A 23,144-nucleotide genomic window follows, 5' to 3' on the forward strand; every position below is an offset into this window, starting at 1 on the left:
CTCAACGGTTTGATTTTGAACGCGGTTTACGGCGTGGTGACATCGGTTTCGCCGCGCCGTTTTCAACTGTTTTTGCCGCCGTTTTGCGTGGCGCGGCTTTGGCTGTCGCCTTGCGGCGCGGCGGTTTCAACGAGGGTTTCGGCGGGCCTGGAACACGCGGCGCCTCCAGATCGTCCCATTGGCCTTGCGCCAGCCCCTCCAGCGTCCAGGCCCCGATGGCCGCGCGGATAAGACGCAGGGTCGGATAGCCGATCACCGCCGTCATCCGGCGCACTTGCCGGTTCTTGCCCTCGGAGATTTTCAACTCCAACCAGCTGGTTGGCACCGATTTGCGCTCCCGGATCGGCGGGGTTCGCGCCCAGAGCCCCTCTGGCTCCGCAATCAAACGCGCCTTGGCCGGGCGTGTTTTTCCGTCTTTCAGGTCAATACCTTGCCGCAGCTTGTTCAGGTCCTCGTCAGCGGGGATGCCTTCGATCTGCACCCAATAGGTTTTCTCCAGCTTGTGCTTGGGATCGCTGATCCAGGCTTGCAGGCGGCCATTGTCCGTGAGCAACATCAAACCCTCGCTGTCGCGATCCAGACGGCCCGCGGGATAGACGCCGGGACAGTCGATATAGGCGCTGAGCGTCGGGCGCGGGCTGCCCTCGCTGCCCTGATCCGTGAATTGCGGCAGGACATCAAAGGGTTTGTTGAAGCGGATCAATCGGGCCATGGCAGAGGTCCTAAGCCGCTGGCCCCGCTGGCGCAAGCACCGTTGCAAGGGCGTGCCCTCCGGGGGCGATGCGAGTTGCCTAAAAATGCAGCTGTGGATAACTGTCACGCTGCTGTAACGAAAGCATCCTATGTCACACGATATCTGGTGACGCATTGGGGCTTGTCAGCTCTCTACCACGAGATATAGTTATCATATGCTGGGGCGGGTTCCCCGCTCTGGTGCCGCATGAGGCAAGCAGGGCGAGGAAGACGTTTATGGACGGAGACTTCAGGACTGAATTCGTAAGGGAGCCGGGCGCTCTGAAACAGCATCCGGCGCTGGTGCTTAACGCGGATTATCGTCCCTTGTCATATTACCCTTTGTCGCTGTGGTCCTGGCAGGACGCGGTCAAGGCCGCCTGGCTGGATCGGGTCGCCATCGTGGCGGAATATGACGAGGTGGTGCATAGTCCGAGCACCGAAATTCGAATACCGTCGGTTGTGGTACTCAAGGATTATGTCAAACCCCAAAAGCGCGTGGCCTTCACGCGCTTTAATTTATTCTTGAGGGATGAATTCTGCTGCCAGTATTGCGGCGCGCGGGGGGATCTGACCTTTGACCACGTGGTGCCACGGGCCGCAGGCGGTGTGACCAGCTGGGAGAATGTGGTTGCGGCCTGCTCCCAATGCAATCTGAAGAAGGGCTCCAAGCCGCTGCACCGTGCCGGCATGTCCTTGCGCAAGCCACCCCGCCGCCCCGGTGCCGAGGAGCTGCGCAACACCGGGCGGAAATTCCCGCCCGGCTTCCTGCATGAAAGCTGGATGGATTACCTTTATTGGGACAGCGAGCTGGAGGCCTGAGCCCCGCCGGGCGAGGTCAGGGTTTCGCCCGCTGCACCATGCCAAAGAGATCACGCGGATCGTCCGGGTCCGCCAACATATCCAGATCGACAAAATAATCGGTGTCCTTGATCCGGTCGCGGATGTAGCGCAGGGCCGAGAAATCCTCGATCGCGAAGCCAACGCTGTCGAAGAGGGTGATCTGGCTTCTGTCACGGCGTCCTGTCTTGCGGCCCGCGATCATCTCCCAAATCTCGGTGACGGCGAAATCCTCGGGCATCTGCTGAATTTCGCCCTCGACACGCGTCTGGGGCGGATATTCGACAAAGACCTCGGCACGTTCCAGGACCCCCGGCGCCAGTCCCGTCTTGCCGGGACAACCCCCGCCGATCGCGTTGATATGCACGCCGCTGCCGACCATGTTGTCGCTGAGGATCGTCGCGCATTGCTTGTCGGCGGTACAGGTGGTGAGGATCTGCGCGCCCTCGATCGCCTCTTCGGGCGTGTTGCACTTGGTGACGTTCAGGCCAAGCCCCGCAAGGTTTTGCGCACATTTGGCGGTCGCGGCGGGGTCCTTGTCATAAAGACGCACGGATTTGAGGCCGAGAATGGCCTTCATCGCCAGGGTCTGGAACTCCGATTGCGCGCCATTGCCGATCATCGCCATGGTATCCGCACCTTTGGGCGCGAGGTGTTTTGCCACCAGCGCCGAGGTCGCCGCCGTGCGCAGCGCGGTCAGCAGCGTCATCTCGGTCAGGAGCACCGGATAGCCGGTATAGACATCCGCGAGCAGGCCAAATGCGGTGACGGTCTGCAACCCCTCCGACGTGTTCTTGGGGTGGCCGTTGACGTATTTAAACCCATAAGCCTCGCCGTCCGAGGTCGGCATCAGCTCGATCACTCCGACGTCGGAATGGCTGGCGACGCGCGGGGTCTTGTCGAAGAGCTCCCAGCGTTTGAAATCGGCCTCGATATAGCTGGCAAGATCGCGCAGCATATCCTCTATGCCAAGGTGATGAATGAGCCGCATCATATTGTCGACACTGACAAAAGGCACGAGCGCTTTGCTGGAAGGTTGGGTCATGTCGCGTCTTTCATATGATCATGTGGTGTAGCTGAGCGTGGGGCGGTCGAACACCCGGCGCCCCAGCGCAGAGGCGCAGAGATCGACCATCAGATGGGCGGTGCGGCCACGCTCGTCGAGGAAGGGATTCAGCTCTACCAGATCCATCGAACTCATCAGCCCGGAGTCATGCAGGATCTCGCAGACCAGATGCGCCTCGCGCACGGTGGCGCCGCCCGGAACCGTGGTTCCGACGGCGGGGGCGAGGCTGGGGTCGAGAAAGTCCACATCCAAAGACACATGCAGCAAGCCGTTTTGCGCCGCGACATCTTTCAGAAACGCGGTCAGCGGACGCACGATGCCATTCTCGTCGATGTCGCGCATGTCGTGGCGTCGAATGCCAACCTGCTCCATCGCGGCGCGTTCGGCCGGATCAACCGACCGCAGGCCGATCATGCAGACGTTTTCCGGCGGCACCGGATGGGGCACCTGCGGAAAGCCGGGAAACGCCGCGCGATTGGTGAAATAGCTCACCGGGGTGCCATGGATATTGCCAGAATCGCTGCTCTCCAGCGTGTGGTAATCGCTATGGGCATCCAGCCAGAGCACGAATTGCGGCCGTCCCAGTGCAGCCGCATGGTTGGCCACCCCCCGCACGGTGCCAAGCGCCAGCGCGTGATCGCCGCCCAGAAAGATCGGCAGGCCGCGCGCCATTGCGGATTCCGCCGCCTCCGACAGGCTCTCTGTCCAGGCGCGGGTCAGGTTGGGTTGATGCAGCTTGCCGCCCTCCACATCCTGCGCATGCGGCGCGGGGCGGATATTGCCGAGATCCTCGACAGTATGTCCGAGCCCCTCCAACGCGGCGGCCAGCCCGGCGGTGCGATAGGCGTCCGGCCCCATGAGGCAACCGGTACGGCGCTTGCCGCTATCGACGGGCGCCCCAACAAGAAGACAGTGACGGATAGACATAGATGCGGCTCCAATACAGCTATTCCCAGAATGTTCCGCCGTTTTGAGGTGGAAAACAGCGTTCATTTTGCACATAGTGCGCAATGAACGCTCAAAACGGATCAACGCATGGACAAAACGGATGAACGGCTTCTGGCGGCCTTACGCCACGACGCGCGCAGCTCTCTTTCTGATCTGGCGCTCCAGCTGAATTTGTCACGCACCACGGTGCGCAGCCGAATCGAACGGCTGCAAGCGCGCGGCGATATCATCGGCTTTACCGTGGTTCTGAAGGAGGACGTGCTGCGTGATCCGGTGCGCGGCTTGATGATGATCGGCATCGAGGGGCGCGGCACCACGCGGATCACCCGACAGCTGCAAGGCCTGCCGGAGGTGCGCGCCATTCACACCACCAACGGGCGCTGGGATCTGATTGTGGAGCTTGGCACCGAAACGCTGGAAACCCTGGACGAAGCCCTGGCCAAGATCCGCATGTTCGAAGGTGTGGTGAGCAGCGAGACCAATCTGCTCCTGGCGACCAAGAAGGACAGCCGGGTGTAGAGGGCAGGGCGCCTCCGCCTTGCCCCGGAAGTGTGTCCGACGTCCGACCTTAGCCGCGTCGTGAATGGCGCGCCGCCGCAAACCAGATGGCCGCCAGCGCCAGCGAGATCACCGCGTTCCATCCGGCCATGGAGAGGCCGAACATCTGCCAGGCGATCTCGTCCCAGCGCACCAGCGGCGCGTTCATGATCTGGTTCATCAACTCGTCGGCGCTCAGCCCGCTGATCGGACCGGAGGTACAGGTGGTCGGCCCGGGCCACCAGCCTTGTTCCACCCCCGCATGAAATGCGCCAATGCCGGCTGAGGTCAGCGCGGCCAGGGCACCAAGATAAGGCAGGAATGCACCGGGGATCAGCAGCGCAAGCACGCCGATGCCGATCGCAACCCCATGGGGGTAGCGCTGCCAGAGACACATTTTGCAAGGCGCCATATCGCCAATATACTGAAACCCAAAGGCCCCCAGCAGCAGCGCTGCGGAGCCCGCCGCCGCCAGAAGAACAAGAAATCGACTGAATGTCATAGATACCTCAGCAGTAGAAAGCTGCCAAAGAGCAGCACGCAAAAGACGGTAAAGATCAGGCCAAGCCGTTTTTCAATGAACACCCGCACCGGCGCGCCGAATTTCCACAACAAACCGGCCACCAGAAAAAACCGCAGCGCCCGCGCCAGGATCGAGGTCGCCAGGAAGGTGAGGATCGGCATGCCGGTCCAACCCGACATGATGGTAATGACCTTGTAGGGAAAGGGCGTGATCCCCGCGACCAGCACAGCCCAGAAGCCAAAGTCGTTAAAGCGCGAGTTGAACTCAGCCATCTTGTCGGCCTTGCCCAGCGATTCGAGGATCGGCTGGCCGATGCTGTCATAAAACACCGCGCCGATCAGGTACCCGAGCATGCCTCCGGCAACAGAGCCCGCAAGCGCGACCAGTGCAATCAGCCAGGCGCGCGAGGGGCGGGCCAGGATCATAGGGATCATCAGCACATCGGGCGGGATCGGAAAGATTGAGCTTTCCACAAAGGATACAGCAGCCAGCCACCACAAAGCGTGGGGATGATCCGCAAGAGCCATGGTCCGGTCGTAAAGGGGGCGCAACATCTCGGGGTCAATTATCCTGTCGGAGATCGTTCAAGATCAGGTCGCATGGCACCATCCGGGCGTCAACTCAACACTGATCCCTGTGGCGCATTTCTGCACTCTTGCGTGATTTTGCCTCTGGACCTTATCGTCGCGCAACGCTAGGAAACGGCGCAGGCCCAAGTGGCGGAATGGTAGACGCAGGGGATTCAAAATCCCCCGATGGAAACATCATGTCGGTTCGAGTCCGACCTTGGGTACCATCGCAAAGCATTGCTTTCGCTTGAGAAAACCGCCGGTCGCAAGATCGGCGGTTTTTCTTTGGGCGACGTGTGTCCCGGTGTTACCCACACGTGATACCCACAGTCACGTTCCGTTCTTGTTCTGGTCCCGACGCTTCTGTGCAGTGCGGCTGAGCTTCTTTCGACTTGCTTTCTTTCGATAGTAGGCGACCATTTCAGCACTCTGCCCCGTAACCGCCTGGATCTCGGCATCAGTCGCGCCAGCCTCAGCCAGTTCGATAATCGCGAGCTTTCGGAGGCCATGGAGGGTGTACGATTTGGCCTCTTCACCCAAACTCTTGCGCCAAGACGCGAACTGTTTCTGAACCGCATCATACCCGAGGGGTTGCGTCAAATTCCGAGCCATGAGGTGCGCGCCGGCCTTCTGCAATCCGCTGATGTAGAAGCGTAGGGATTCGGGACAGTATATCTCGAAAGACTGATCGCCCTTTTCGTCGGTGACCGTCATGTATGATCCTGCAAACTGGTCGAAGCGCATGGATACCGCCGCGCTGGGACGCTGACCAGTTCCTCGAAGGACATACACGGCGGTTTTGACAGCCGGTGGCGCGTTCTCCGCGGCTTTGACCATCCACTCCGGCCACGGTTCGAATGGCCGACTGACACCATAAAGATCGAAACCGGAGGCTGGGTTTTCCCCGAGGGGCCAGTCCTGTTTGTTCTTGGCGTAATTCCACAGCAGAGAAACGATCTGGATCCGCCAATCAGCCTTGCGCGGTGTCTCCGCAAGTTTGCCATGCACAGACCGCAAACCCTTGCGAGTGGTGTTTCGCATTTCCTTGCCGGCATTCTTGTCTAATAGACTATCCATTTCTCGGCGGTAGCTACGCTTGGTCCCATCTGCCAGCCGCTTTTGAACTTTGGGGTCCTCTCGCCATAGCCTCACGATCTCGCCCCAAGTATGCTTGGCGGGTCGCTCCTGTGCCTCATGCCTGCCACTGGCACATTGCCAATACAGATCATCGAGGCGCTGCGGGTCGCCTTGCCAATCAAGCGTGATCGTCTTTTCCTTGCGCTTTCCTGCCTCAGTCCACGTCACCCTATAGAGGGCCATCCAGGCAGTTCCGCGTCGGTTCAGCTTCCACTTGAGTTTGGGCTTGGTTAACCGGGGCTTTGGCGGTTTCATTCCATGTCTTCACTTTGTGGCTTGTCGGCGGATCCATTGAGAATTGCCAATAGATCGCCAGACCGCCAGCGCTCGATGCCGTCGGCCAATCGCACTGGCGCAGGTAGCGCGCCGTTGTTCACCAAGCTACGAAATTTCGAGACCGAAAGATCAAGATATGCAGCGGCATTGGCCTCGCGCAGGGCGGCAGGTGCAAAGCTTACCATGGGCAAGTCTCCTTAGGCGTTTCAGTTGACGCAGATCGCATAGACTTCGATCGAACTAAGCCGCAGCTGCGGCATGTCGTGCGGATGCCTCATCGCCCCATTGATGGGCGGCGGCCTGCATCATTCCGGGAAAGGAGCGGCTTCGGAGGCGCGCGCGCTCAGCGCTGGGCGGCAGGCGGTGGATGCGACTCCACTCCTTCCAGGCCTCTGAGCCCCGCTCAGGCTCAATAAGGTGGTCGGTAGCAACTAAGGGGGAGAGGCCCCGCAGATACCATCCCGTTGCCTTGTAGATCGGCTCGCCGAACCAAAACGGCTGCACAAGGTGCGGTTCTGGCAAGTCGGTGGGCATTCGATCTTTGGCAAGGTCGTTCATAACCGGGTTTTCGATAGCTACCCGATCAATTGGAGCGCGCCAACAAGCAGTGAAGATGCTGACGCCCTCCTCGAACTCGTTGCGCATATCTTGCCAGGTCTTTCCCTTGGGGAGCTGACGGGGCCGTGTCCACTTGCCGGGGCCGCTCATCCATCGGCGTCCAGAGCGGCAAAGGCGTGTGCAGGGCGGGTGCATCACGGTCAAAAGATCCCAGCCCTCGTCAAGGATGCCGTCGCGAATGTCGCAGCGGATATGTCGGTTCGAGCCATCCTCTGCCGCTTCAATGTCGCAAGACCATACGTCGTGGCCACGGGCCTCAAAGGCGCGCCGGGCGATGCCGCTGGTTTCACAACCGATCAGAATCTTTGCCATGTGGATCACCTTTGTAATTTTGCCCGGGGCGCGCTTGTTTGCGTGAGTGGCGGAGACAGCCCCGGCCGCTGTGGCCAAAGCCACAGGGTGTGAGAAAGGGACGGGGAGGCAGAACTCCCCGTCAGTTCGTAGTAGGCAGGTTTCACGCCTCGACGGGGATCTTGTCTGGCGCTGGGCATTGGCCGTTAAAGGGGCAATCTGGGCGACCGTCGGTCGCGCGCTTGGTGACGCGGTCTTTGGCCGTCTTGATCCAAAGCGAAATCGCCTGCCCCCTTGTGGGAGCGTCGACGCGGATGCCGAGCAACTCCACCATCCAGAGCATTTCCTCATAAACCCAAGGGTCATGATCAGGGCGCCAGATGTTGCCGCCAAGATCACGAAACGTGCGGGCGCGGTCGAGTAGAGGCGTTGCGTTGAGCGTCTGTGCGGCAGTGTAAGGAGTCATGCTGTCTCTCGGGAAAATGCGCGGGCGGCGTGCAATTTGGAGGATTGAACCGCCCGCGCCCGATCCGCACCGCAAGACGGGTGCGAAACCTCTGGAATGCGCGGCAAAGCCAATCCTCAAATCCTTGCCGCGTTCTGTATCAGGGTGGGGCGGGTGGTGCCCGTGGGGGTTGCCCGATATGCGCCGCGCAGGTCGCAAAGAACGGAGGGGCGTTTCGGGAACGCCGGGCGCTACGCCGCATGGCGGCGGTGCGGCAGGATACCCCGTTCATCCATGATCGCGCGGACCTTCTGGCCGACACGATCCAGAACCATATCGGTCGGTTCTGGTGTGGGCGCTGGGCGTTCAATAAGATGCTGGGGACGCAAGCGCGCAGGGTTGAAGCCCTGGCCGCGCGCCGCCTTCATCGTGGCCCATGCGGATGTGAACAGGTGGATTTCGTCGAGGTGCTCCTCGGGCGAGCCGGCGATCTGTCGAGCGGTTTGGGTAAGGTCTTGCATTCAATCCTCCATCGGTTGATGAAGTGACCGTAATGGGGTAAAATTACCCCGTCAAGGTGCCCGGGGTAAAAAAACCCCACTCGATGCTTGCAGACTCATCAAGAGCCGGGGTGGGCTGTTCCAGCCCTGAGCTGACCTTCCCGCAGAAGCCCTGCAACGTCAGATTCTGGATCTGATGGAAACGCCGCGACATCAACCGTGTTGCCAGTGATCAAATTAGCATACATATTGCGAACCGCACGCTTAATGGGTCTGTAAGCATGAAGCGAATGGGAAATAACCCTGAGCTTTTCGTAGTGCCGACATAGAAGTTTCGCGGTATTTTACACACGAGGGCCGTCACGCTTACCTCGACAAAACCAATGTTCAGGACATCTAGAGGAATATCTCTTCCTCCAGTAACCGCCAGAATTAATGAAAGAGAAGAAAAGAATGACTCTAATTTATGCAACTAGAGAGAAGGCGCAAATATCATTTTTTTCTGATACCAAATCCACTGACCCACTGGACGTGAAGGCCGACAATTTCTCAAACTTTACCCTCAAGGTGTTGCCAATTTCTTCAGATCTAACAATTGCTTTCGCAGGGGTTGTCAAGTTCGGGTATGAAGCCATTGAACATGTGTATGGTAACGCCTCCGTCGAAGATGTGAAAAAATATCTGTTGGAGTTCCACAAGAATAAACGAAAATCGGTCGATTTCCTGCTAGCTTCACAAAGTGAATTCAAACTTTACAAGATTGCAGATGGTCAAGTTGTTCGACAGAAGCACTCTTGCTGGATCGGCAGCAAGAGTGCATTCGAGAGTTTCCAGGAGGTCAAACATGCTGGTCCCCAAGAGACATTCGACATGCAAATGGGTGTTGTGTGGATGGGTGAAGAGGGGCGGCCCGAAACATCCAATACATACGCCTCAAATCTGGACGCCTTCTTTGAAGTCGTTCTTCAGAATCGAAACGGTGTAGGCGGCTTTGCTTTGCCCTATCTGATAACTCGGCACTATCGAACATTTGGAACGTATCTCAAGTCCTTTCGGAAGCCGCTGAGTGCTAATGAAGTTGGGAGCGAGGGTAGAACGGTAAAATGGCTCTGGAATAAGCCGGATGAAGGGGCATACACTGTGAATTTAGGGGGGAATGAAACGTCATTTTCCTTGCATGTTCCACAGGCAGGGAGAAAAATAACATGGCGGGCACCTGAAAGCTCTATTCCGATGGCAACTGGGTTCGATCTTGGATAGGTAAATCCGGTCACTGAAAAATAACAGTCTGCTCCAGCGTTAAGGTTGACCAATCTCAGAAATTATAAAAAATGCGAACCAATGCAAAAATCTTCTTTAGTGCATTGATTATCCAAGCAGTCAATAAAGGATCCAAGCAGTAGTGCGACTTTGCAAATTTCGCTAACTGCGCATAGCCGCCAAGCAGCTCGATCTAGACGTGACGCATGAAGGGATGTTTCATGCCTTTTTGGCCAAGTCGGCTGGCCAGTGGAGCTGGACCCGAGCTGCCCATTTTAGGCGTATGTTCCAGATATTGTTCGCGCCGGGATTCAATGAGATAAGATGGAATAGGCCGGGTTCGTCTCCGGCCTTTACTTGTTTGACCCACCCCATGCCGTCCTCGTCTTCGCAGACACAGCGATGTCCGATGATGTCCGATGGAACGCTGTCGTGACCGTTTCGGCTGTAAAACAACAAGTCCCTGTCCGAATAAACCGGCTCCATACTGTCTCCCTCAACCTCAACAGCAACGATGCCATGCGGGGACAGGCCTGGAGGGCATTCCACCTGCGGGCCACCACCTTTCGGGTAGGCATCGAACACCGGAACCTGCGCTCCCGCGCCAACTGTGCCCGCGATGGCGATAGTAGGGCGAACAGAGGGGGCGGTATTCCCTTCCAAGAAGCTTTCGAGGCTGGCCCCAAAGGATGCAGCTATGCGGATGGCATCGTCAACGTTGGTTGACTTACTCTTGCCCTGCGAGAGATTTTTGAGTTGCTCATAGGAAACGCCTGCGTCCAGAGCGACCTGTCGCATAGATTTGCCGGTGGTTTTGATCGCCGCAAGAAATGCGTCCCTAAACGTCTGTTGCATGAGGGGTAAATTACCCCATTGTTGAGCGTCGCGCATGGCGTAAAATGACCCTTGACTGATGGGGTAAATAAACCCCATTAAGGGGCATGGAACAGTTTCTCGAAGAGATCACAGCCTATGCGGCTGCTGTTGGCCGAAGCCCGCAGCACATCCTGCGTCAAGCCATCGGCGCCAACTGGCGCCAGTGGAAAGCGTGGAAGGCGGGGCAGTCCAGCCCGACGCTGCACACCGTGGACAAGATCCGCCGCTACATGGCCGACAATCCCGCACCTGCGGACGCACCAGAGGTGGTCGCATGAACCGCCCGCGGCTAACTCTGATTGTGAACAATGATGTGCCATGCGGTGATGATGTGCGTGGCGCTGGGCAAAAGTCTTGGTCAAATCAGTTTGACCCCCACGCCCTAAAGGTCAGCGCGCCTGATCTTTGGTCGTCATACTTCCGTGCACGGTTCCACAGCCCGCGCGAGGTGGCGCTGTTCTGCGATGTATCATTTCAAACCGCACTGAACTGGTGGGGTGCCGTCACAGCCCCCGCCAGTCATATCGCGTTGCTCGTCATGCTGACTGACCCCGGCGCGCCTGAGTTTTTTGCGCAGGCTACCGAGGTGGCGGCATGAGCGGGCTGCGGTCACCTGCGCCGTTTTGCAGCCCAGCCCGAATTTGGGTTTCGCGGCTCAAATCGAAAGCTGCCATGATGCGAGTTGTGCTTGCAGGCCTTCAATGCGCCATTGCCGTGCAGGATCGATTTAATTCCTGCGTCATAGCAGCTGGGACAAAGGTAGTGGACGGGCTCTATGCCTGCGCCCGATTTGTAGACCAGATGCCCAGCGGGCGTTTTCCACAGTTCGTAGCCCTTAAACTTGTCCGTTGCGCGTTTCAGCTCGAGGCACTCCTGCTCAAGTTCGAGTACCGCCTTGCGCAGCGCTATGTTCTGCTCTTGCGCCTCGAGTACCTGTGTTTTCAAGGTTTCGAGGGCACCCGCGATCTCCGGTTCTGGTGTCGCTTGCGGCGTCTGCGCGTTCTTCTCGAGCGCCCGGATAGTTCCGAAGATCGCTTGGATTGTCGTTGCGCCAGAAGTCGTAAGATCCAGCGCGGCTTTCGCGGTGTCCAGCGTGATACCCATCAGCTCGCATCCTTCGCGCGAGAGGTGTACGTGGCCAGCGTCCGTCCTGCCTCGTTTCGAGGGGGCTGGCGCAAATGATTAATGGTTTTGAATGCCGCTCCACGCGGTTCAACAGCTTTCATCCTGCTGTCTCCTGTTCTGTTGGCGGGATGAATGCGCGCGGTGGGGCTGCAACCCCGCCGCGCATCCCACGATTGCACGAACCCCAAGCATCCGGCGATTCGTTTACCTGCGCCTCTGGCGGTTTTTCCATCAATTGCGAACGCGCGCCGGGATACTTCCCCGCTGAACATCACGGGACAGCGGAACACCAAGAACGTGCTGGCGTCAGGACCCGGCGCGGCCTGAGGGTCAATTGGAGCCTGACAAGCACGTTCACCGGGGCGCGGGCGGGCGCCAGAGGCGGGCCACCCCGTCACCGTCAGCTATTCTCAGGAGGTGCCGCCCATGGGTAAGCGCAGCTCTTTCAAACGCCGCAAGAACGATCTGTATCGCACGCCCTGGAACGCGGTCCCGGTCCTTAAGCATCATCTGCCCGCCCGGTTTCGGTTCGCTGAGCCCTGCGCCGGCAACGGCAAGCTGATCGACCATCTGCGGAGGATCGGCGGGGCGTGCGCTGAGGCAGTCGATATCAATCCGGGGCGCGGGGACGTAGGGCAGGGAGACGCCCTGTGTTGGCTGCCCCTGCAACGCCCGCTGCGACCCCTAGATTTCATTATCACCAACCCGCCCTGGTCGCGCGAGATCCTGCATCCACTGATCATGCGTTGCGTTCAGATCAGCCCGACGTGGCTGCTGTTCGATGCGGATTGGAGCCACACCCAGCAGGCAAAGCCCTACCTGCGCCATTGCCGCAAGATCGTCTCGGTCGGGCGGGTCAAATGGATCGAGGGCAGCAAGCACACCGGAAAAGACAACTGCGCCTGGCATCTGTTCACAGCAGAGGACCACGGGCGCACCGAATTTATAGGGAGGGCATGAGCATGAATCCCAGAGAGCAGGCCTGCGCAGCCGTGAAGGCCGCAAAGGAGCGGCGCGACACCCGGCTTGAGAACGCCGCGACGATGCGCGCGCGAGAGATCACACACGGCATCCTGAGAGATCCGCCGAAACCTCAGTCGGCGCGGGATCACCGCGCTTTCACCCTTCGGTTTTGGGCGCAGATCTGGGCGCAGGTCAGGGGGCGGTCATGACGGCCAGGAAAGAGGCATCGGTCAGCATTCGCCGCCGTACCGCATTCTCGACAATCCCGAACGCTCTGATCCGCGACGTGGAGATCTCGCCAGAGGCGCGGCTCCTGCTTTGCTACATCATGTCGTGCAGCGACAGTTGGACGTTCTACGTTTCCGAATGCCAGCGGATTCTTGGCTGCAAAAAAGACAAGTGGCAGCGCATCCGCCGCGAGGTGATCGAGGCGGGCTATCTCCGCGTTCACGCCAGGAACGGCGAAAACGGGCGCTTGGAGGGCTATATCTGGGAAGTGTTCGACGAACCGCAGGCACCAGATGCAGTGTCAGCCGGGGGCAGCGAGCCACAAGATGCGGGGGAAAGCGGAAATCACCGTGAGCCGGAAAAACCGGCTACCGGTGCGCAGCCGGTCGAACCCTCTCACCGTGAGCCGGAAAAACCCGCCCGCCGGTTGACCCCGCCCGCCGGAAAAACCGGCCCCATAAGAAAGAACAACAAACAAAAAGAAAAACAAACAAGTTGCGCGGCTGAACCCGCGCCCACGCTTGATGATTTGTTGAAGGAGTTCGAGCGCGTGTTTCCCAAGCTGGGGACAGCGCAGGCAACTCACAAGGCGATCAGCAAGGCCCTGACCAACGGTGCCACATCTGACCAGATCCTCGACGCTGCCCGCGCCTATGCCGCCGAGCAGCAGGGCAATGATCCGAGGTACATCCGGCGCAGCGAGCGTTTCTTCGCGGATGACTTCTGGCGGGCTTACATCCCGGCCCAGAAATCCACGCCCAGCGCTGACGCGGCTGCATTCGCCGAGCAGTGGGGCAAGACGATCCGTGAGGTTGGCAAGGCTGGTTCCGGGCATTTCATGTTCGGCAAGATCAGCCGCGACACGGTCACCAAGTGCCTCGCCGCCCGTACCGTGACCGCCGAGGACTGCCGTCGCGCTGGGCTCGAGATTTCGGATGCAGACGCACGGGCAATGCTCGAGGTGGCGCAATGAGTGTGCACGCTGATCCTGCCACACACGGGCACCGTTTCGGCGCTGTGGTTGTCACGGTCGACCTTGTGGCCGGTGATTGCATGATCCGTGCCCCGCAACCGTGCAAAGGCCCGGTGTCTACCGTCGAGCGCAAGACGCGGCTCAACACGCTCGATGAGATCTATGCGGCCCATCAAACGCAGAACTGGTTGAGCCGGAAACCACAACAACACCCACATGCCGGAGATATGGCAAGCGCGCTTAAGTTCGCCGGTCAGCTCCTGAAAGCAGAACAGGAAAGGAAGCGCCGTGGTTGACGCATACAAGGAACTGCAAAAGACCCCGGTTGATTTCGCGCTCCTGGCGAAAGCGGCTCAGATCCTCATAGAGGACCAAAAGGCCAGCACGACACATGTGCAGCGGTCTCTCGCCATAGGGTACAACAAAGCATCCCGCCTGATAGAGGCACTCGAGGCGCTGGGCGTGGTGACCGCATCTGATCACGTCGGACGCCGTGAGATCGTCGCCACCGAGGTGCCGGCGCGTCTGTTCGCCATGGCTGCTGACCAGATTGCTGGGCAGAAGGTTACCCACATGCGGGAGACCGCCGAAGACCGCACCGTCAGGGAGAATGCCGAGGATAACGCCTATCGGGCCAATGCGACTGAGCTGCGCCAATTCGTCGAACGGTTCGAGCGCCTGGACGAAGAGAAGAAGGCCATTGTCGAGCAACAGAAAGAGGTCATGGCAGAGGCCAAGGGGCGTGGATACGACGTCAAGGTGCTGCGCAAGCTGATTGCCCTGCGCAAGCGCGATGAAAACGATATCGCCGAGGAAGAGGCGGTACTCGATATGTACAAAGAATGTCTGGGCATGGGGTGACCATCATGACCGCACAGCCCCTCAAGAACATCACCCGTGAAACGCTTGCTCCGCTATGGGCTCGCGAGGATATCCCAACAGAACGCATTGCCCAGGCGCTGGGCGTGACCCGGCAGGCGGTCAGCTCCAAGGCGCGCACACTTGGTCTGCCCAGCCGCGCGAAAGTGCGCAAACAGCTCTGTGACAACGAGACGTTTCGCCGGATGTGGCTCGCCGGGGTCAACTCGACAGAAATGGCGCAGCATTTCGGACACTCGCACCGCTCTGCGATTGGATCACGTGCCGGCGTCATGGGCTTGCCGCGCCGGTCGCGCAGCACCGACACGGGCAAAACAGGAGGGTGGGTTCAGACAATCTCGCTCGCGCAGTTCTTCGAGCAGGATCTTCGAGAACGAATGGAGGCAGAGGCCAAGAAGAGAAAGGCATCGCAATGACGAAACGCATGACAGCAGAGGAATACAGGGACGCCCAACTCCCCTCGGTAGGGGAAGATAAACGCCGGGTGCGCGGCACCAAACGGACCACCACGGCAGACGGTATCACCCATGACAGCAAGACAGAGGCCCAACGTTGGCAGGAATTGAAACTGCTACAGGAGGCAGGCGAAATCTGCGGTCTGCGTCGCCAGGTCGATATCGGCCTGACCGGACGTGACGGCCCGATCATGACCGACAGCGGGGCAAAGCAGCGCGTCTATCGCGCAGACTTTGTTTATGTCGACAACCGCCTCGGCGTGACCGTGATCGAGGATCGCAAAGGCCACGAAACTGACGTGTTCAAGCTCAAGAAAGCGATCTTGGCAGCGCAGGGCATGGAGATCCTTGTCACACGGGCAAAGGTTTGAGCTATGGGTACTGTCGATGATCTGAAACACGAAGTGGCGAACCTGCGCAAACTGCTCGACCAGGCGCAACGCGCGGGGCAGAGGAAACCCGCCGCATCTGTTCCCGCGGTGTATCAGCCCGATTTACCCGCTGTGGTCCGGTATCCTCTGGCAGAGTTTGCCGCCGGCCGGGGCCGCAATGTGCCGCTACCCGAGAGCGTGCATGAGATTGCCGAGGTTATCGGGCGCCGCAATGCGGTGCGCCTGGTCGAGGGCACCCGGGCGACCGGCGCGCGGAAATGGCGGCGTCAGCTCTATGTTCCGGGCAGCATCCCCGAGGATCACCGGATCGCATCCATGATTGGGATTGAGACTGCGCTAAAGCTCAGCCACAGCCACGCAAACTGCATCCTTGAGTTGCCGAGCTGCCACGGGCTGCGCAAGGCGTACATGGCTGATCACGCGTTGCGCCAGTGGGACGCCGGCGCATCCGTTGCCGAGATCGGTCGTGACATGGGAATCGAAATAAAGACCGCGCAAGGGCTGCTGGATCAGGCGGATTATTGGCGCAGGCGGCTCGAAATTTGAGACCCTTTGCCAGCGTTGCAGTTATGCTCAGCTGTTCTTGCGAAGTAGGCATAAGGAATTTCATCCCCACCAGCGAGGTATGACCTGCGATCATCATCTAGGGTCAGGATGCATTGATTTCGGCCTCTCTGCATGATTCACGGCTCCGAAAAGGAGTGGTGACATGAGTGAACTTTTCTGGCTGACCGATGAGCAAATGGGCAAACTTGCGCCTTTCTTCCCAAAGTCGCACGGAAAGCCAAGGGTCGATGACAGACGGGTGTTGAGTGGGATTATCTTCATCAATCGCAATGGCTTGCGCTGGCGGGATGCGCCGCGGGAATATGGCCCGCATAAAACGCTCTATAGCCGCTGGAAGCGTTGGAGCGAAAAGGGCATCTTTGCGCGGATGATGGCCGGACTGGCGGCGGAACACGGTGAGAAAACGACCGTGATGATCGACGCAACATACCTGAAGGCCCACCGAACAGCGACCAGCATGGCCGCCAAAAAGGGGGGCGTGGCCGCCTGATCGGTCGGACCAAAGGCGGCATGAACACCAAGCTACACGCCATCTGCGACAGTAAGGGACGACCAATCGACCTGTTCGTTACCGCCGGACAGGTGAGCGATTACATCGGCGCAAGGGCCCTGCTGCGCGGCCTGCCAAAGGTCAAATGGCTGCTCGGGGATCGCGGCTATGATGCTGACTGGTTCAGAGAAGCGTTACAGGACAAGGGGATACGCGCCTGCATCCCAGGCAGGAAGAAACGCAAAACGCCGGTCAAATACGACAAGCGCAGATACAAGCGTCGCAACCGGATCGAAATCATGTTCGGTAGGCTTAAGGATTGGAGGCGTGTCGCGACCCGTTATGACCGCTGCCCCAAGGTGTTTCTCTCTGCCATCGCGCTCGCGGCTCTCGTCATTTATTGGTTATGAATCCTGACCCTAGCAACCCGGTAGTGTGGGCTGCCGCAGTTTCCCTTCGATATTGGCTCTGAACACTGAGGGGCACCTCATGCCTATGGACACCAGTAAGCTATTTGTGGGATTAGAATCGCATGGTTGAATTTCTTAAGAACAAGCTCCTTTCAGTGCTGCGAAAGCCGATCAATATACCCATTGGTATCGCGTTTCTGCTAATGACTGTGGCTGCCGACTCAATCGTTAGTAACCTTAGCTCTGGTGAGAGCAGGACGATTGGGCATCTAGTTGATGAAGCTGCCAGAGCTGTGGGGCATTTCTTGGACCAACCTCTCGTGGAAGTTGCTCTGATACTCGCCGCGTTCTTCTTTATCTGGCTCGGTCACAAGGTTGAATCGTTGCGAGCTATAGATATACAAAACAAAGCAATGGCTCCGTTTTTAGAAGAAGTCGATGTGATTAGAAATGGATTCCACAACCTCTTCGATCATTATTCAACAATAAAGAGAATAGAATACCTTCGGGGCAAAGCGAGTGAGTTTGACAACACAGTAGATAGGCCAATTCAATACTGTAAAGATGACGGTCGAGTCCGCCCGATAGAACCCGTAAGGCAAAAGGTTCAGGAAATCTTGACTGATGTTGCCTATTTTTCACGCGACATTGAGCGTGATCGCAAACTACTAAATCGCTCAGGTTACGATCTTCACGAACCTCGACACAAAGATATGCCCCCATCTATTGTATCCGATGATGACGTCCTAGTGTTCAATGAACTTAAAGGGATGAGATCTGCTGGACAGAAAATATTTCAAGATATGCTGCGCGAGCAAGAGCAACGTTTGAAAGTGGTAGAGAAAAGAGTCGAGTCACTGATAGCAAAAAGTGCATGGGCCGATCCTGAAAAAGGTGCAAAACACAAGAAGGATTGAAGGGATCGAGAGTTAAATCCTTTTGTCAAACCTTTGCCTCATGCGCAGTGCTGTATTTGATAATGAATTTCTTACAGGTCCGAACTCCCTTTTGACCAATCTGTTTAACACAGCGATGCCTGCGGGGCGGTGACAGCATCAAAGCCCTTGCGTGTGACCAGTCGATTCGAGCTCTTTCATTTCAATAAGCACTACGAACACAGCCAAAGAAAAACCGCCAGAGGAACCGACGATCTAAACGCGCGACGTTGCCCAAAACGGGCAGAGGGTCGCGCATGTCGCTTATCGAACGCATTGAACAGGCATCCACCGGGCTTGCGGTGACTGGGATCACCGGCGTGGCGTCCGGCAGTATCTGGTTGGTGCGCCGTATCTTCACCAATCAAAAACAGATCGAAATGCTGCAACGGTCGCTGGAAGATCGTGACCGGCAGCGAGACGAAGACCGCGAGGCACTCGCAGACGTCAGAACGGACGTGCGCGAGATCCGCGACATCCTTCACCGCAGGTAACCGGGGTAGTGCCCCGATCTGGGGCGAAAGGAGATTTTGCCATGCAACTCATTCAAAACTGGAAACAAACCGCGAAAGGTGCGTGGTCGATCAGATTGATTGTCCTGGCCTGCCTTCTGTCGGCGGTGCCGGTGTTCCTATCGTTTGTTTCACCGGGCCTGTTGGGTATCGATCCGGTGATCTTTGCGGCGGGGGCTTTGGTGGTCAACGCGCTTGCAATTCCGGCACGTTTGATCGCACAGGCGGGGCTGTCGGACATGCTGGCAGAGTTCCGGCGGGACACAAGCGGCGCGATCCGATCACGGGCAGCGGTCGGGCTTGGAGTTGGTGCGCTTGTCCTTGCCCTTGCGACGCCGTTCGTCGCCAAGTGGGAAGGCGTCAGGCTCGAGGCTTACCGCGATATCGTGGGCGTGCCGACGATCTGCTTTGGCGACACGCATGGCGTCCAGATGGGCGACACCGCGACCATGGCCGATTGTGTCGAACGGCTCGAGCGTGACGTTCGCGCGTTCTATGCCGAAATCCGGCCTTGCATGACAAACACGAACATCCCGCCAGGCGTTCAGGCCTCCATGCTGGAACTGGCCTATAACGTTGGTGCGCCGTCTGTCTGTCGCTCGACCATGATGCGGCTTGCCAATGCGGGCAGGTATCGCGCCGCGTGTGATGAACTGCGCCGCTGGGTCATCGCAGGCGGCCAACGTGTGCGCGGGCTCGCCAATCGCCGCGCCGACAGCAAACAAGCGCTTTGCCTCAAGGGGCTGACCTGATGCGCTGGCTGTCCCTTCTGTTGATCTGCGCTGCTCTGGGCTCTTGCTCCAAAGTTGCCGGGGTCGTGGGCGGGGCAATCGGCAGCGGGCCCAGCATTGCCGCGAACGTCCAGGCCGGGCGCACCAATGCCCAGACCGTCGGGCGCACAACCGTCACGGATCAACAGATCGAAGGCACCAAAGCACGCACGATCGAGCAGAGCGCAGGTGACACCCGTGTCAGGACTGAGAGCGTCCAGACCATCATTGTCCGCGAAGATCCGCCGCCGTGGTTCTTGCTTGTGACCCTGCTGGGCTGGCTGATGCCGACGCCAGGACAGATCGGCGCCGGGCTGTTTGCTCTGGTCTCCAGACCCTTTCGCGGGTCCTTCCCCGGGGGGTGACGTCTGTGGGTATGCAGATGCGCCGAAATTTATGTGTGCGTGCCGCCGGGTGATGGGGTTGTTTATTATATAGATCGCGTAAGCGATTGAGTGAAAACGACAAACTCGCTTTGAGACATAAAGTCGGCACCCGTGCCGAGGTTTGGCTGAAATTTACCGAAAGGGCCTCAAGTGTCTGATAATAATAAGCAATATAAGGGGCAGGTAGTAAACCGCGCTGATCTTGCCAACATCAACGGCGTTGCGTTGCCGACCATTGACGATTGGGTGCGCCGTGGTTGCCCGGTGATCCAGCGCGGCGCGCGGGGGCGCGCTTGGCAATTCAACACTGCCAAGGTTCGGAATTGGCGCGACGACGATATTCACGCACAGGCTGTTGAGTCTGGTCCGGCCACGAAAGACGAATTGATCCTACGCAAGCTGAGAGCCGAGACCGAGCAAGCCGAGCTTGATCTATCGAAGGCTCGAAACGAGCTTGTGCCCGTCGATCAATTCGACCGCGCCATGACAAAGGCATTTGGCGAAGTGCGGGCGGGATTTCGCAATGTGCTGCCCAGCCGTGCCGCGCGCCGCCTGATCGGCGAGAGCGACGAGACCAAGATGAAAGAGGTGCTGATCGACGAAGTTGATCAGATCCTCTTGGTTCTGTCGGATTCCGACCTGCTCCACGAAACCGATCTTGAAGTCGAAGACGACGAGGAAGATGGCGACGAGGGGGCGGACAGTGAGTGAACGCCCGGGCTGATTTCTCCAATGCGCGGGCGCTTGTCCGCAGCACCCGGCGCGCCCGGGCGTTTCTACGCCCGCCACCTGACCTAAAGCCGTCGGAGTGGGCTGAACAGAATATCAAAATTCCCATCGGCAATGCGGTGCCGGGGCCGATGCGGTTCGACAACGCGCGGTATCAGCGCGAAGTCATCGACATGACGGCAGATCCGCGCTGCAATCGGATCTCGCTCATGTGGGGCGCGCAGGTTGGCAAGACGCAGACCGCGCTTGCCGCACAGGCGTTTCGGATCGGGTTCAATCCTGTTTCCCAAATGATGATGCAGCCCAGCCAGGGCGACTTGACGACGTGGCTCGAGACCAAATTTAATCCGCTGGTCGAGGAAAACGACGGCTTGGCTGAGGTGCTCGCCAAGCCCCGGGCGCGGCATGGCGTCAACAATCAGCGAATGAAGAGCTACCCCGGCGGGTTCCTTATGTTTAGCTGGTCGGGATCGCCCAAAACCATGCGGGGCAGGTCAGGGCAGGGGACAGCCAGCCAAAACCGGCACCGGAGAAACCGATCCAGACGCCGACCCAGACCCCGACAAAGGCGAGTGACGTTATCGGACGGTCTTTGACCCGTGAAGTCACTGCCGAGCAAATCAACGCGCGCAGTGAAGGCGGTGCGATGCGCCGCATGGGTTAGGTGCGCGAAATCAACGTCGAGGCGCGCACGGTCGAGCTTGCCTTCTCGAGCACGACGCCGGTGCGGCGCTGGTTTGGCGATGAAGTGCTTTCCCATGACGCTGATGCCGTGGTTCTCGACCGTCTGCTTGACGGCGGTGCGGTATTGGTCGGGCACAATTGGGACGATCAGGTCGGCGTTGTGCAAATTGCGCGCGTCGATTCCGACGGCGTCGGGCGCGCTGTTGTTCGGTTCGGCAAGAGCGCCCGCGCCAGCGAGATCTTTCAAGACATCGTCGATGGCGTCCGGCAGCACGTCTCGGTTGGCTATCGGGTGATCACTATCAGCGAGGAAATTCGGGAAGGTCAGCCGAACCTTGTCACGGTCACGCGCTGGGAGCCGTTCGAGATTTCGGTCGGCCTTGGGTACCATCGCAAAGCATTGTTTTGCTTGAGAAAGCCGCTGGTTGAAAAACCGCCGGCTTTTCTTGTGGCCGCCGCGCATCATGTACCCATCGCCTGCTTTCGTCGGACGTGATCTTTTTTCGTAAAGCGCCGCGACGGAAACGCAGGCGCCGCTCGTACTACTTGCCGAGACATGGGACGGCGCGGGGCAATTTCGCCTCGGTCAGCCCTCAGGACATCGCTAAGGAGGAACAGGATGGCTGTTGAAGCAGGACATTGGGCCGCGGAGTGGGATCGCGCGAAAAAAGCGTTTGAAAAGAACACCAAGTCAAAAAAACCAAGCGACGGATTCATGAAATCCATCGGTCAAAGCGGACCCGCCAGTAGCTTCAAGGCGATGGACAAAGCCTTTGACGCCTATGTTGCTGGCAAGCGGGACAAGAAGGACCCGTTGGACAAGCAGTTGAAAGCGCTGGAAGATCTTAGCAAGGCGCTCTCGGCGGCCAAGAAATCCTGCGCGGCTTACGTCAAGGTGATCGACACGGCCTGGAAGGCGGAGTTGAAGAAAACCGGATCCAAGATGAAGCTCGACAGTCTGAACGTGCTGGAAAAGGATCTGGAGGCGATCGTCAGCAGTGGCGAGGCGCAATATAACCTCAACAAGAAGATCGTCGGCAAACAAGGCAAGGAGATGACCGACGCGGTGCGCTCGCTCAATGTGTTGGGCAAGAACCTGGATGCAACGCTGAAGAAAGGCGCGCTGTTTGTGGCCCAGAACCAGCGCAATTCCAACGGCGACGAGGCGGAGGCATTGAAGTTCTTCTCAGAAAACATCCTCAAGGCCGCGCGCGACATCAATCAGAACGTGGGCAATATCGCCAAGCTTTACCCCGCCGGCAGCACCGAGAAGAAAACAGCCGATGCAATCTTTAAGGCGATGTCGGATTGGGCCTCCAAAGGGGCCGGTTCAGCGGACGTCAAGAAGATGAAGACCATGAAGGATATGCTTGATCTCAATGGGAAAATGACCACCCGCATCAAGGCGATCGCGGAATGGCGCAAGAAACTCGGCCCGCCGCCGGCAAAGGTCTGAAGAAGACCCTCGCTCCAAACAGAAAAGCCGACCGCATATGCTGCGGTCGGCTTTTTGAGTCGTGGATGACTGCTCAGATCCGGGTGCCGCTGTCGGGCTGGAAGAAATGCACGCGATCCTCGGGCAGGGTGATCGCCTGCGGGCCGGTGCTGGCCTGTTCATCCTTGCCAACGCTGAGCGAGAAGGCCTGACCGCCGACGGTGCCATGCAGCAGACGATTGGCGCCGAGCTCTTCGATGATTTCGACATGCAACACGGTGGAGCCATCACCGCCAAGCTGCACATCTTCGGGCCGGAAGCCGACCAGCACGCTGCCATTGGCCGCCGCCGGCGCAGTGATCGGCAGGGTTGTCTGCGCGTCCAGCTGCAAGCTGCCACCGGTGATCTGCGCGGTCAGCAGGTTCATCGGCGGGGCGCCCATAAACCCGGCCACAAAGGTGGAGGCGGGATGCTCGTAGATTTCGGTCGGGGTGCCGATTTGTTCCACCCGACCGGCGTTCAGCACAATGATGCGATCCGCCATGGTCATGGCTTCGACCTGATCGTGGGTCACATAGACCGAGGTCACGCCA

At 58.7% G+C, this 23,144-nt stretch carries 33 protein-coding genes, 1 tRNA gene and 2 pseudogenes; 23 read left to right on the forward strand and 13 right to left on the reverse strand.

Annotated elements, in window-relative coordinates; all coding sequences use genetic code 11:
- Position 1: 1 nt before the first annotated feature.
- On the reverse strand, positions 2-712 hold the full coding sequence (locus HCZ87_RS04605; RefSeq protein WP_167642599.1) for a pseudouridine synthase: 711 nt from the start codon (positions 710-712) through the stop codon (positions 2-4).
- A gap of 257 nt (positions 713-969) precedes the next feature.
- Between HCZ87_RS04605 and HCZ87_RS04610 the strand changes: the two genes are divergently transcribed.
- Positions 970-1,554: an HNH endonuclease gene (locus HCZ87_RS04610; RefSeq protein WP_167642600.1), complete on the forward strand. Its 585-nt coding sequence runs from the start codon at positions 970-972 to the stop codon at positions 1,552-1,554.
- A gap of 16 nt (positions 1,555-1,570) precedes the next feature.
- Here the strand turns inward: HCZ87_RS04610 and HCZ87_RS04615 are convergent, their stop codons facing one another.
- Together HCZ87_RS04615 and rocF are read right to left on the reverse strand one after the other, a co-directional pair.
- On the reverse strand, positions 1,571-2,617 hold the full coding sequence (locus HCZ87_RS04615) for an ornithine cyclodeaminase (protein WP_167642601.1): 1,047 nt from the start codon (positions 2,615-2,617) through the stop codon (positions 1,571-1,573).
- Between the two features lie 18 nt (positions 2,618-2,635).
- Positions 2,636-3,565 carry an arginase gene (gene rocF / locus HCZ87_RS04620; RefSeq protein WP_167642602.1) on the reverse strand — a complete coding sequence of 310 codons (930 nt, stop codon included), beginning with the start codon at positions 3,563-3,565 and terminating at the stop codon, positions 2,636-2,638.
- A 108-nt stretch (positions 3,566-3,673) separates the two neighbouring features.
- Between rocF and HCZ87_RS04625 the strand changes: the two genes are divergently transcribed.
- Positions 3,674-4,105 (forward strand): Lrp/AsnC family transcriptional regulator, encoded by a 432-nt coding sequence (locus tag HCZ87_RS04625; RefSeq protein ID WP_167642603.1) that lies wholly within the window; start codon positions 3,674-3,676, stop codon positions 4,103-4,105.
- Positions 4,106-4,154: 49 nt separating this feature from the next.
- On the opposite strand, the gene HCZ87_RS04630 is transcribed toward HCZ87_RS04625, so the two are convergent.
- Together HCZ87_RS04630 and HCZ87_RS04635 are read right to left on the reverse strand one after the other, a co-directional pair.
- A complete protein-coding gene (locus HCZ87_RS04630; protein ID WP_167642604.1) occupies positions 4,155-4,625 on the reverse strand; it encodes a disulfide bond formation protein B in 471 nt (156 codons plus the stop codon).
- The gene (locus HCZ87_RS04635; RefSeq protein WP_167642605.1) at positions 4,622-5,200 is read right to left on the reverse strand and encodes a YqaA family protein; all 579 of its coding nucleotides are present in this window, start codon (positions 5,198-5,200) and stop codon (positions 4,622-4,624) included. Before HCZ87_RS04635 ends, HCZ87_RS04630 begins: the two co-directional genes overlap by 4 nt.
- Positions 5,201-5,356: 156 nt before the next feature.
- On the opposite strand from HCZ87_RS04635, the gene HCZ87_RS04640 reads away from it, so the two are divergent.
- Positions 5,357-5,442, forward strand: a tRNA-Leu gene (locus HCZ87_RS04640).
- A gap of 103 nt (positions 5,443-5,545) precedes the next feature.
- Here the strand turns inward: HCZ87_RS04640 and HCZ87_RS04645 are convergent.
- The 5 genes from HCZ87_RS04645 to HCZ87_RS04665 form a co-directional block, all read right to left on the reverse strand.
- On the reverse strand, positions 5,546-6,607 hold the full coding sequence (locus HCZ87_RS04645; RefSeq protein WP_167642606.1) for a tyrosine-type recombinase/integrase: 1,062 nt from the start codon (positions 6,605-6,607) through the stop codon (positions 5,546-5,548).
- Positions 6,604-6,813 (reverse strand): AlpA family transcriptional regulator, encoded by a 210-nt coding sequence (locus HCZ87_RS04650; protein ID WP_167642607.1) that lies wholly within the window; start codon positions 6,811-6,813, stop codon positions 6,604-6,606. The genes HCZ87_RS04645 and HCZ87_RS04650 overlap by 4 nt, the downstream gene beginning before the upstream one ends.
- Positions 6,814-6,868: 55 nt before the next feature.
- Positions 6,869-7,558 carry a hypothetical protein gene (locus HCZ87_RS04655; protein ID WP_167642608.1) on the reverse strand — a complete coding sequence of 230 codons (690 nt, stop codon included), beginning with the start codon at positions 7,556-7,558 and terminating at the stop codon, positions 6,869-6,871.
- Between the two features lie 142 nt (positions 7,559-7,700).
- Entirely contained in the window at positions 7,701-8,003 is a 303-nt protein-coding gene (locus tag HCZ87_RS04660; RefSeq protein ID WP_167642609.1) for a hypothetical protein, read from the reverse strand.
- Between the two features lie 230 nt (positions 8,004-8,233).
- Positions 8,234-8,503 (reverse strand): hypothetical protein, encoded by a 270-nt coding sequence (locus HCZ87_RS04665; protein WP_167642610.1) that lies wholly within the window; start codon positions 8,501-8,503, stop codon positions 8,234-8,236.
- 432 nt (positions 8,504-8,935) lie between these two features.
- Between HCZ87_RS04665 and HCZ87_RS04670 the strand changes: the two genes are divergently transcribed.
- Positions 8,936-9,742, forward strand: a complete 807-nt coding sequence (locus tag HCZ87_RS04670) for a hypothetical protein (protein WP_167642611.1) — start codon at positions 8,936-8,938, stop codon at positions 9,740-9,742.
- 219 nt (positions 9,743-9,961) lie between these two features.
- Here the strand turns inward: HCZ87_RS04670 and HCZ87_RS04675 are convergent, their stop codons facing one another.
- Complete coding sequence (locus tag HCZ87_RS04675; RefSeq protein WP_167642627.1) at positions 9,962-10,597, reverse strand: helix-turn-helix transcriptional regulator; 636 nt, start codon at positions 10,595-10,597, stop codon at positions 9,962-9,964.
- Between the two features lie 86 nt (positions 10,598-10,683).
- Here HCZ87_RS04675 and HCZ87_RS04680 point away from each other — a divergent pair, with 86 nt between their 5' ends.
- Positions 10,684-10,896: a hypothetical protein gene (locus HCZ87_RS04680; RefSeq protein WP_167642612.1), complete on the forward strand. Its 213-nt coding sequence runs from the start codon at positions 10,684-10,686 to the stop codon at positions 10,894-10,896.
- On the forward strand, positions 10,893-11,216 hold the full coding sequence (locus HCZ87_RS04685; protein ID WP_167642613.1) for a hypothetical protein: 324 nt from the start codon (positions 10,893-10,895) through the stop codon (positions 11,214-11,216). Before HCZ87_RS04680 ends, HCZ87_RS04685 begins: the two co-directional genes overlap by 4 nt.
- Before the next feature lie 11 nt (positions 11,217-11,227).
- Here the strand turns inward: HCZ87_RS04685 and HCZ87_RS04690 are convergent, their stop codons facing one another.
- Positions 11,228-11,722, reverse strand: a complete 495-nt coding sequence (locus tag HCZ87_RS04690) for a hypothetical protein (RefSeq protein ID WP_167642614.1) — start codon at positions 11,720-11,722, stop codon at positions 11,228-11,230.
- 447 nt (positions 11,723-12,169) lie between these two features.
- Here HCZ87_RS04690 and HCZ87_RS04695 point away from each other — a divergent pair, with 447 nt between their 5' ends.
- The 17 genes and pseudogenes from HCZ87_RS04695 to HCZ87_RS04775 all read left to right on the forward strand — a co-directional run bounded on the left by HCZ87_RS04695 (position 12,170) and on the right by HCZ87_RS04775 (position 22,572).
- The gene (locus HCZ87_RS04695; protein WP_167642615.1) at positions 12,170-12,703 is read left to right on the forward strand and encodes a class I SAM-dependent methyltransferase; all 534 of its coding nucleotides are present in this window, start codon (positions 12,170-12,172) and stop codon (positions 12,701-12,703) included.
- Positions 12,704-12,911: 208 nt separating this feature from the next.
- Positions 12,912-13,907, forward strand: coding sequence for a helix-turn-helix domain-containing protein (locus tag HCZ87_RS04700; RefSeq protein ID WP_167642616.1), 996 nt, complete (start codon positions 12,912-12,914; stop codon positions 13,905-13,907).
- Positions 13,904-14,203 (forward strand): hypothetical protein, encoded by a 300-nt coding sequence (locus HCZ87_RS04705; RefSeq protein WP_167642617.1) that lies wholly within the window; start codon positions 13,904-13,906, stop codon positions 14,201-14,203. The genes HCZ87_RS04700 and HCZ87_RS04705 overlap by 4 nt, the downstream gene beginning before the upstream one ends.
- A pseudogene (locus HCZ87_RS20945) lies at positions 14,196-14,402 on the forward strand (DNA translocase FtsK); the annotation flags it as partial. The gene HCZ87_RS04705 and the pseudogene HCZ87_RS20945, both read left to right, overlap by 8 nt.
- 78 nt (positions 14,403-14,480) lie before the next feature.
- Positions 14,481-14,768, forward strand: coding sequence for a DUF2312 domain-containing protein (locus HCZ87_RS20950; RefSeq protein ID WP_167642628.1), 288 nt, complete (start codon positions 14,481-14,483; stop codon positions 14,766-14,768).
- A gap of 5 nt (positions 14,769-14,773) precedes the next feature.
- Complete coding sequence (locus HCZ87_RS04720) at positions 14,774-15,202, forward strand: hypothetical protein (protein ID WP_167642618.1); 429 nt, start codon at positions 14,774-14,776, stop codon at positions 15,200-15,202.
- Entirely contained in the window at positions 15,199-15,612 is a 414-nt protein-coding gene (locus HCZ87_RS04725; RefSeq protein WP_167642619.1) for a DUF1064 domain-containing protein, read from the forward strand. The genes HCZ87_RS04720 and HCZ87_RS04725 overlap by 4 nt, the downstream gene beginning before the upstream one ends.
- A gap of 3 nt (positions 15,613-15,615) precedes the next feature.
- Complete coding sequence (locus HCZ87_RS04730; RefSeq protein ID WP_167642620.1) at positions 15,616-16,179, forward strand: hypothetical protein; 564 nt, start codon at positions 15,616-15,618, stop codon at positions 16,177-16,179.
- A 163-nt stretch (positions 16,180-16,342) separates the two neighbouring features.
- Positions 16,343-17,100 (forward strand): IS5 family transposase gene (locus HCZ87_RS04735; RefSeq protein WP_136720751.1). Its coding sequence is split into 2 segments (ribosomal slippage): positions 16,343-16,667 and positions 16,667-17,100, totalling 759 coding nucleotides; the frame shifts between segments, so codons are not numbered across the junction.
- A gap of 122 nt (positions 17,101-17,222) precedes the next feature.
- Positions 17,223-18,017 carry a hypothetical protein gene (locus HCZ87_RS04740; RefSeq protein WP_167642621.1) on the forward strand — a complete coding sequence of 265 codons (795 nt, stop codon included), beginning with the start codon at positions 17,223-17,225 and terminating at the stop codon, positions 18,015-18,017.
- Positions 18,018-18,292: 275 nt separating this feature from the next.
- Complete coding sequence (locus tag HCZ87_RS04745) at positions 18,293-18,529, forward strand: hypothetical protein (protein ID WP_167642622.1); 237 nt, start codon at positions 18,293-18,295, stop codon at positions 18,527-18,529.
- A gap of 41 nt (positions 18,530-18,570) precedes the next feature.
- Positions 18,571-19,299, forward strand: a complete 729-nt coding sequence (locus tag HCZ87_RS04750) for a lysozyme (RefSeq protein WP_217701942.1) — start codon at positions 18,571-18,573, stop codon at positions 19,297-19,299.
- The gene (locus HCZ87_RS04755) at positions 19,299-19,682 is read left to right on the forward strand and encodes a bacteriophage spanin2 family protein (RefSeq protein ID WP_167642623.1); all 384 of its coding nucleotides are present in this window, start codon (positions 19,299-19,301) and stop codon (positions 19,680-19,682) included. Before HCZ87_RS04750 ends, HCZ87_RS04755 begins: the two co-directional genes overlap by 1 nt.
- A 171-nt stretch (positions 19,683-19,853) precedes the next feature.
- Positions 19,854-20,414, forward strand: a complete 561-nt coding sequence (locus HCZ87_RS04760; protein WP_167642624.1) for a terminase small subunit — start codon at positions 19,854-19,856, stop codon at positions 20,412-20,414.
- On the forward strand, positions 20,411-21,028 hold the full coding sequence (locus tag HCZ87_RS04765) for a phage terminase large subunit family protein (protein ID WP_368484083.1): 618 nt from the start codon (positions 20,411-20,413) through the stop codon (positions 21,026-21,028). Before HCZ87_RS04760 ends, HCZ87_RS04765 begins: the two co-directional genes overlap by 4 nt.
- A 68-nt stretch (positions 21,029-21,096) precedes the next feature.
- A complete protein-coding gene (locus tag HCZ87_RS04770; protein WP_175582155.1) occupies positions 21,097-21,612 on the forward strand; it encodes a hypothetical protein in 516 nt (171 codons plus the stop codon).
- Between the two features lie 123 nt (positions 21,613-21,735).
- Positions 21,736-22,572: a hypothetical protein gene (locus tag HCZ87_RS04775; protein ID WP_167642625.1), complete on the forward strand. Its 837-nt coding sequence runs from the start codon at positions 21,736-21,738 to the stop codon at positions 22,570-22,572.
- Positions 22,573-22,645: 73 nt separating this feature from the next.
- Here HCZ87_RS04775 and ugpC read toward each other — a convergent pair.
- Positions 22,646-23,144, reverse strand: a pseudogene (gene ugpC, locus HCZ87_RS04780) (sn-glycerol-3-phosphate ABC transporter ATP-binding protein UgpC); the annotation flags it as partial.

Origin of the sequence: Phaeobacter sp. HF9A (assembly GCF_011806385.1) — a bacterium.
GTDB lineage: Bacteria > Pseudomonadota > Alphaproteobacteria > Rhodobacterales > Rhodobacteraceae > Epibacterium.

Excerpts from the sequence above, each read along its gene's own strand:
- HCZ87_RS04730 (WP_167642620.1), top strand. The coding sequence starts at position 15,616 with ATGGGTACTGTCGATGATCTGAAACACGAAGTGGCGAACCTGCGCAAA.
- HCZ87_RS04685 (WP_167642613.1), top strand. The coding sequence starts at position 10,893 with ATGAACCGCCCGCGGCTAACTCTGATTGTGAACAATGATGTGCCATGC.
- HCZ87_RS04665 (WP_167642610.1), bottom strand. The coding sequence starts at position 8,503 with ATGCAAGACCTTACCCAAACCGCTCGACAGATCGCCGGCTCGCCCGAG.
- HCZ87_RS04755 (WP_167642623.1), top strand. The coding sequence starts at position 19,299 with ATGCGCTGGCTGTCCCTTCTGTTGATCTGCGCTGCTCTGGGCTCTTGC.
- HCZ87_RS04615 (WP_167642601.1), bottom strand. The coding sequence starts at position 2,617 with ATGACCCAACCTTCCAGCAAAGCGCTCGTGCCTTTTGTCAGTGTCGAC.
- HCZ87_RS04645 (WP_167642606.1), bottom strand. The coding sequence starts at position 6,607 with ATGAAACCGCCAAAGCCCCGGTTAACCAAGCCCAAACTCAAGTGGAAG.
- HCZ87_RS04610 (WP_167642600.1), top strand. The coding sequence starts at position 970 with ATGGACGGAGACTTCAGGACTGAATTCGTAAGGGAGCCGGGCGCTCTG.
- HCZ87_RS04630 (WP_167642604.1), bottom strand. The coding sequence starts at position 4,625 with ATGACATTCAGTCGATTTCTTGTTCTTCTGGCGGCGGCGGGCTCCGCA.
- HCZ87_RS04625 (WP_167642603.1), top strand. The coding sequence starts at position 3,674 with ATGGACAAAACGGATGAACGGCTTCTGGCGGCCTTACGCCACGACGCG.
- HCZ87_RS04745 (WP_167642622.1), top strand. The coding sequence starts at position 18,293 with ATGTCGCTTATCGAACGCATTGAACAGGCATCCACCGGGCTTGCGGTG.
- HCZ87_RS04700 (WP_167642616.1), top strand. The coding sequence starts at position 12,912 with ATGACGGCCAGGAAAGAGGCATCGGTCAGCATTCGCCGCCGTACCGCA.
- HCZ87_RS04675 (WP_167642627.1), bottom strand. The coding sequence starts at position 10,597 with ATGCAACAGACGTTTAGGGACGCATTTCTTGCGGCGATCAAAACCACC.
- HCZ87_RS04705 (WP_167642617.1), top strand. The coding sequence starts at position 13,904 with ATGAGTGTGCACGCTGATCCTGCCACACACGGGCACCGTTTCGGCGCT.
- HCZ87_RS04750 (WP_217701942.1), top strand. The coding sequence starts at position 18,571 with ATGCAACTCATTCAAAACTGGAAACAAACCGCGAAAGGTGCGTGGTCG.
- HCZ87_RS04650 (WP_167642607.1), bottom strand. The coding sequence starts at position 6,813 with ATGGTAAGCTTTGCACCTGCCGCCCTGCGCGAGGCCAATGCCGCTGCA.
- HCZ87_RS04655 (WP_167642608.1), bottom strand. The coding sequence starts at position 7,558 with ATGGCAAAGATTCTGATCGGTTGTGAAACCAGCGGCATCGCCCGGCGC.
- HCZ87_RS04680 (WP_167642612.1), top strand. The coding sequence starts at position 10,684 with ATGGAACAGTTTCTCGAAGAGATCACAGCCTATGCGGCTGCTGTTGGC.
- HCZ87_RS04635 (WP_167642605.1), bottom strand. The coding sequence starts at position 5,200 with ATGTTGCGCCCCCTTTACGACCGGACCATGGCTCTTGCGGATCATCCC.
- HCZ87_RS04720 (WP_167642618.1), top strand. The coding sequence starts at position 14,774 with ATGACCGCACAGCCCCTCAAGAACATCACCCGTGAAACGCTTGCTCCG.
- HCZ87_RS04725 (WP_167642619.1), top strand. The coding sequence starts at position 15,199 with ATGACGAAACGCATGACAGCAGAGGAATACAGGGACGCCCAACTCCCC.
- HCZ87_RS04690 (WP_167642614.1), bottom strand. The coding sequence starts at position 11,722 with ATGGGTATCACGCTGGACACCGCGAAAGCCGCGCTGGATCTTACGACT.
- HCZ87_RS04695 (WP_167642615.1), top strand. The coding sequence starts at position 12,170 with ATGGGTAAGCGCAGCTCTTTCAAACGCCGCAAGAACGATCTGTATCGC.
- HCZ87_RS04775 (WP_167642625.1), top strand. The coding sequence starts at position 21,736 with ATGGCTGTTGAAGCAGGACATTGGGCCGCGGAGTGGGATCGCGCGAAA.
- HCZ87_RS20950 (WP_167642628.1), top strand. The coding sequence starts at position 14,481 with ATGCGGGAGACCGCCGAAGACCGCACCGTCAGGGAGAATGCCGAGGAT.
- rocF (WP_167642602.1), bottom strand. The coding sequence starts at position 3,565 with ATGTCTATCCGTCACTGTCTTCTTGTTGGGGCGCCCGTCGATAGCGGC.
- HCZ87_RS04605 (WP_167642599.1), bottom strand. The coding sequence starts at position 712 with ATGGCCCGATTGATCCGCTTCAACAAACCCTTTGATGTCCTGCCGCAA.
- HCZ87_RS04740 (WP_167642621.1), top strand. The coding sequence starts at position 17,223 with ATGGTTGAATTTCTTAAGAACAAGCTCCTTTCAGTGCTGCGAAAGCCG.
- HCZ87_RS04660 (WP_167642609.1), bottom strand. The coding sequence starts at position 8,003 with ATGACTCCTTACACTGCCGCACAGACGCTCAACGCAACGCCTCTACTC.
- HCZ87_RS04670 (WP_167642611.1), top strand. The coding sequence starts at position 8,936 with ATGACTCTAATTTATGCAACTAGAGAGAAGGCGCAAATATCATTTTTT.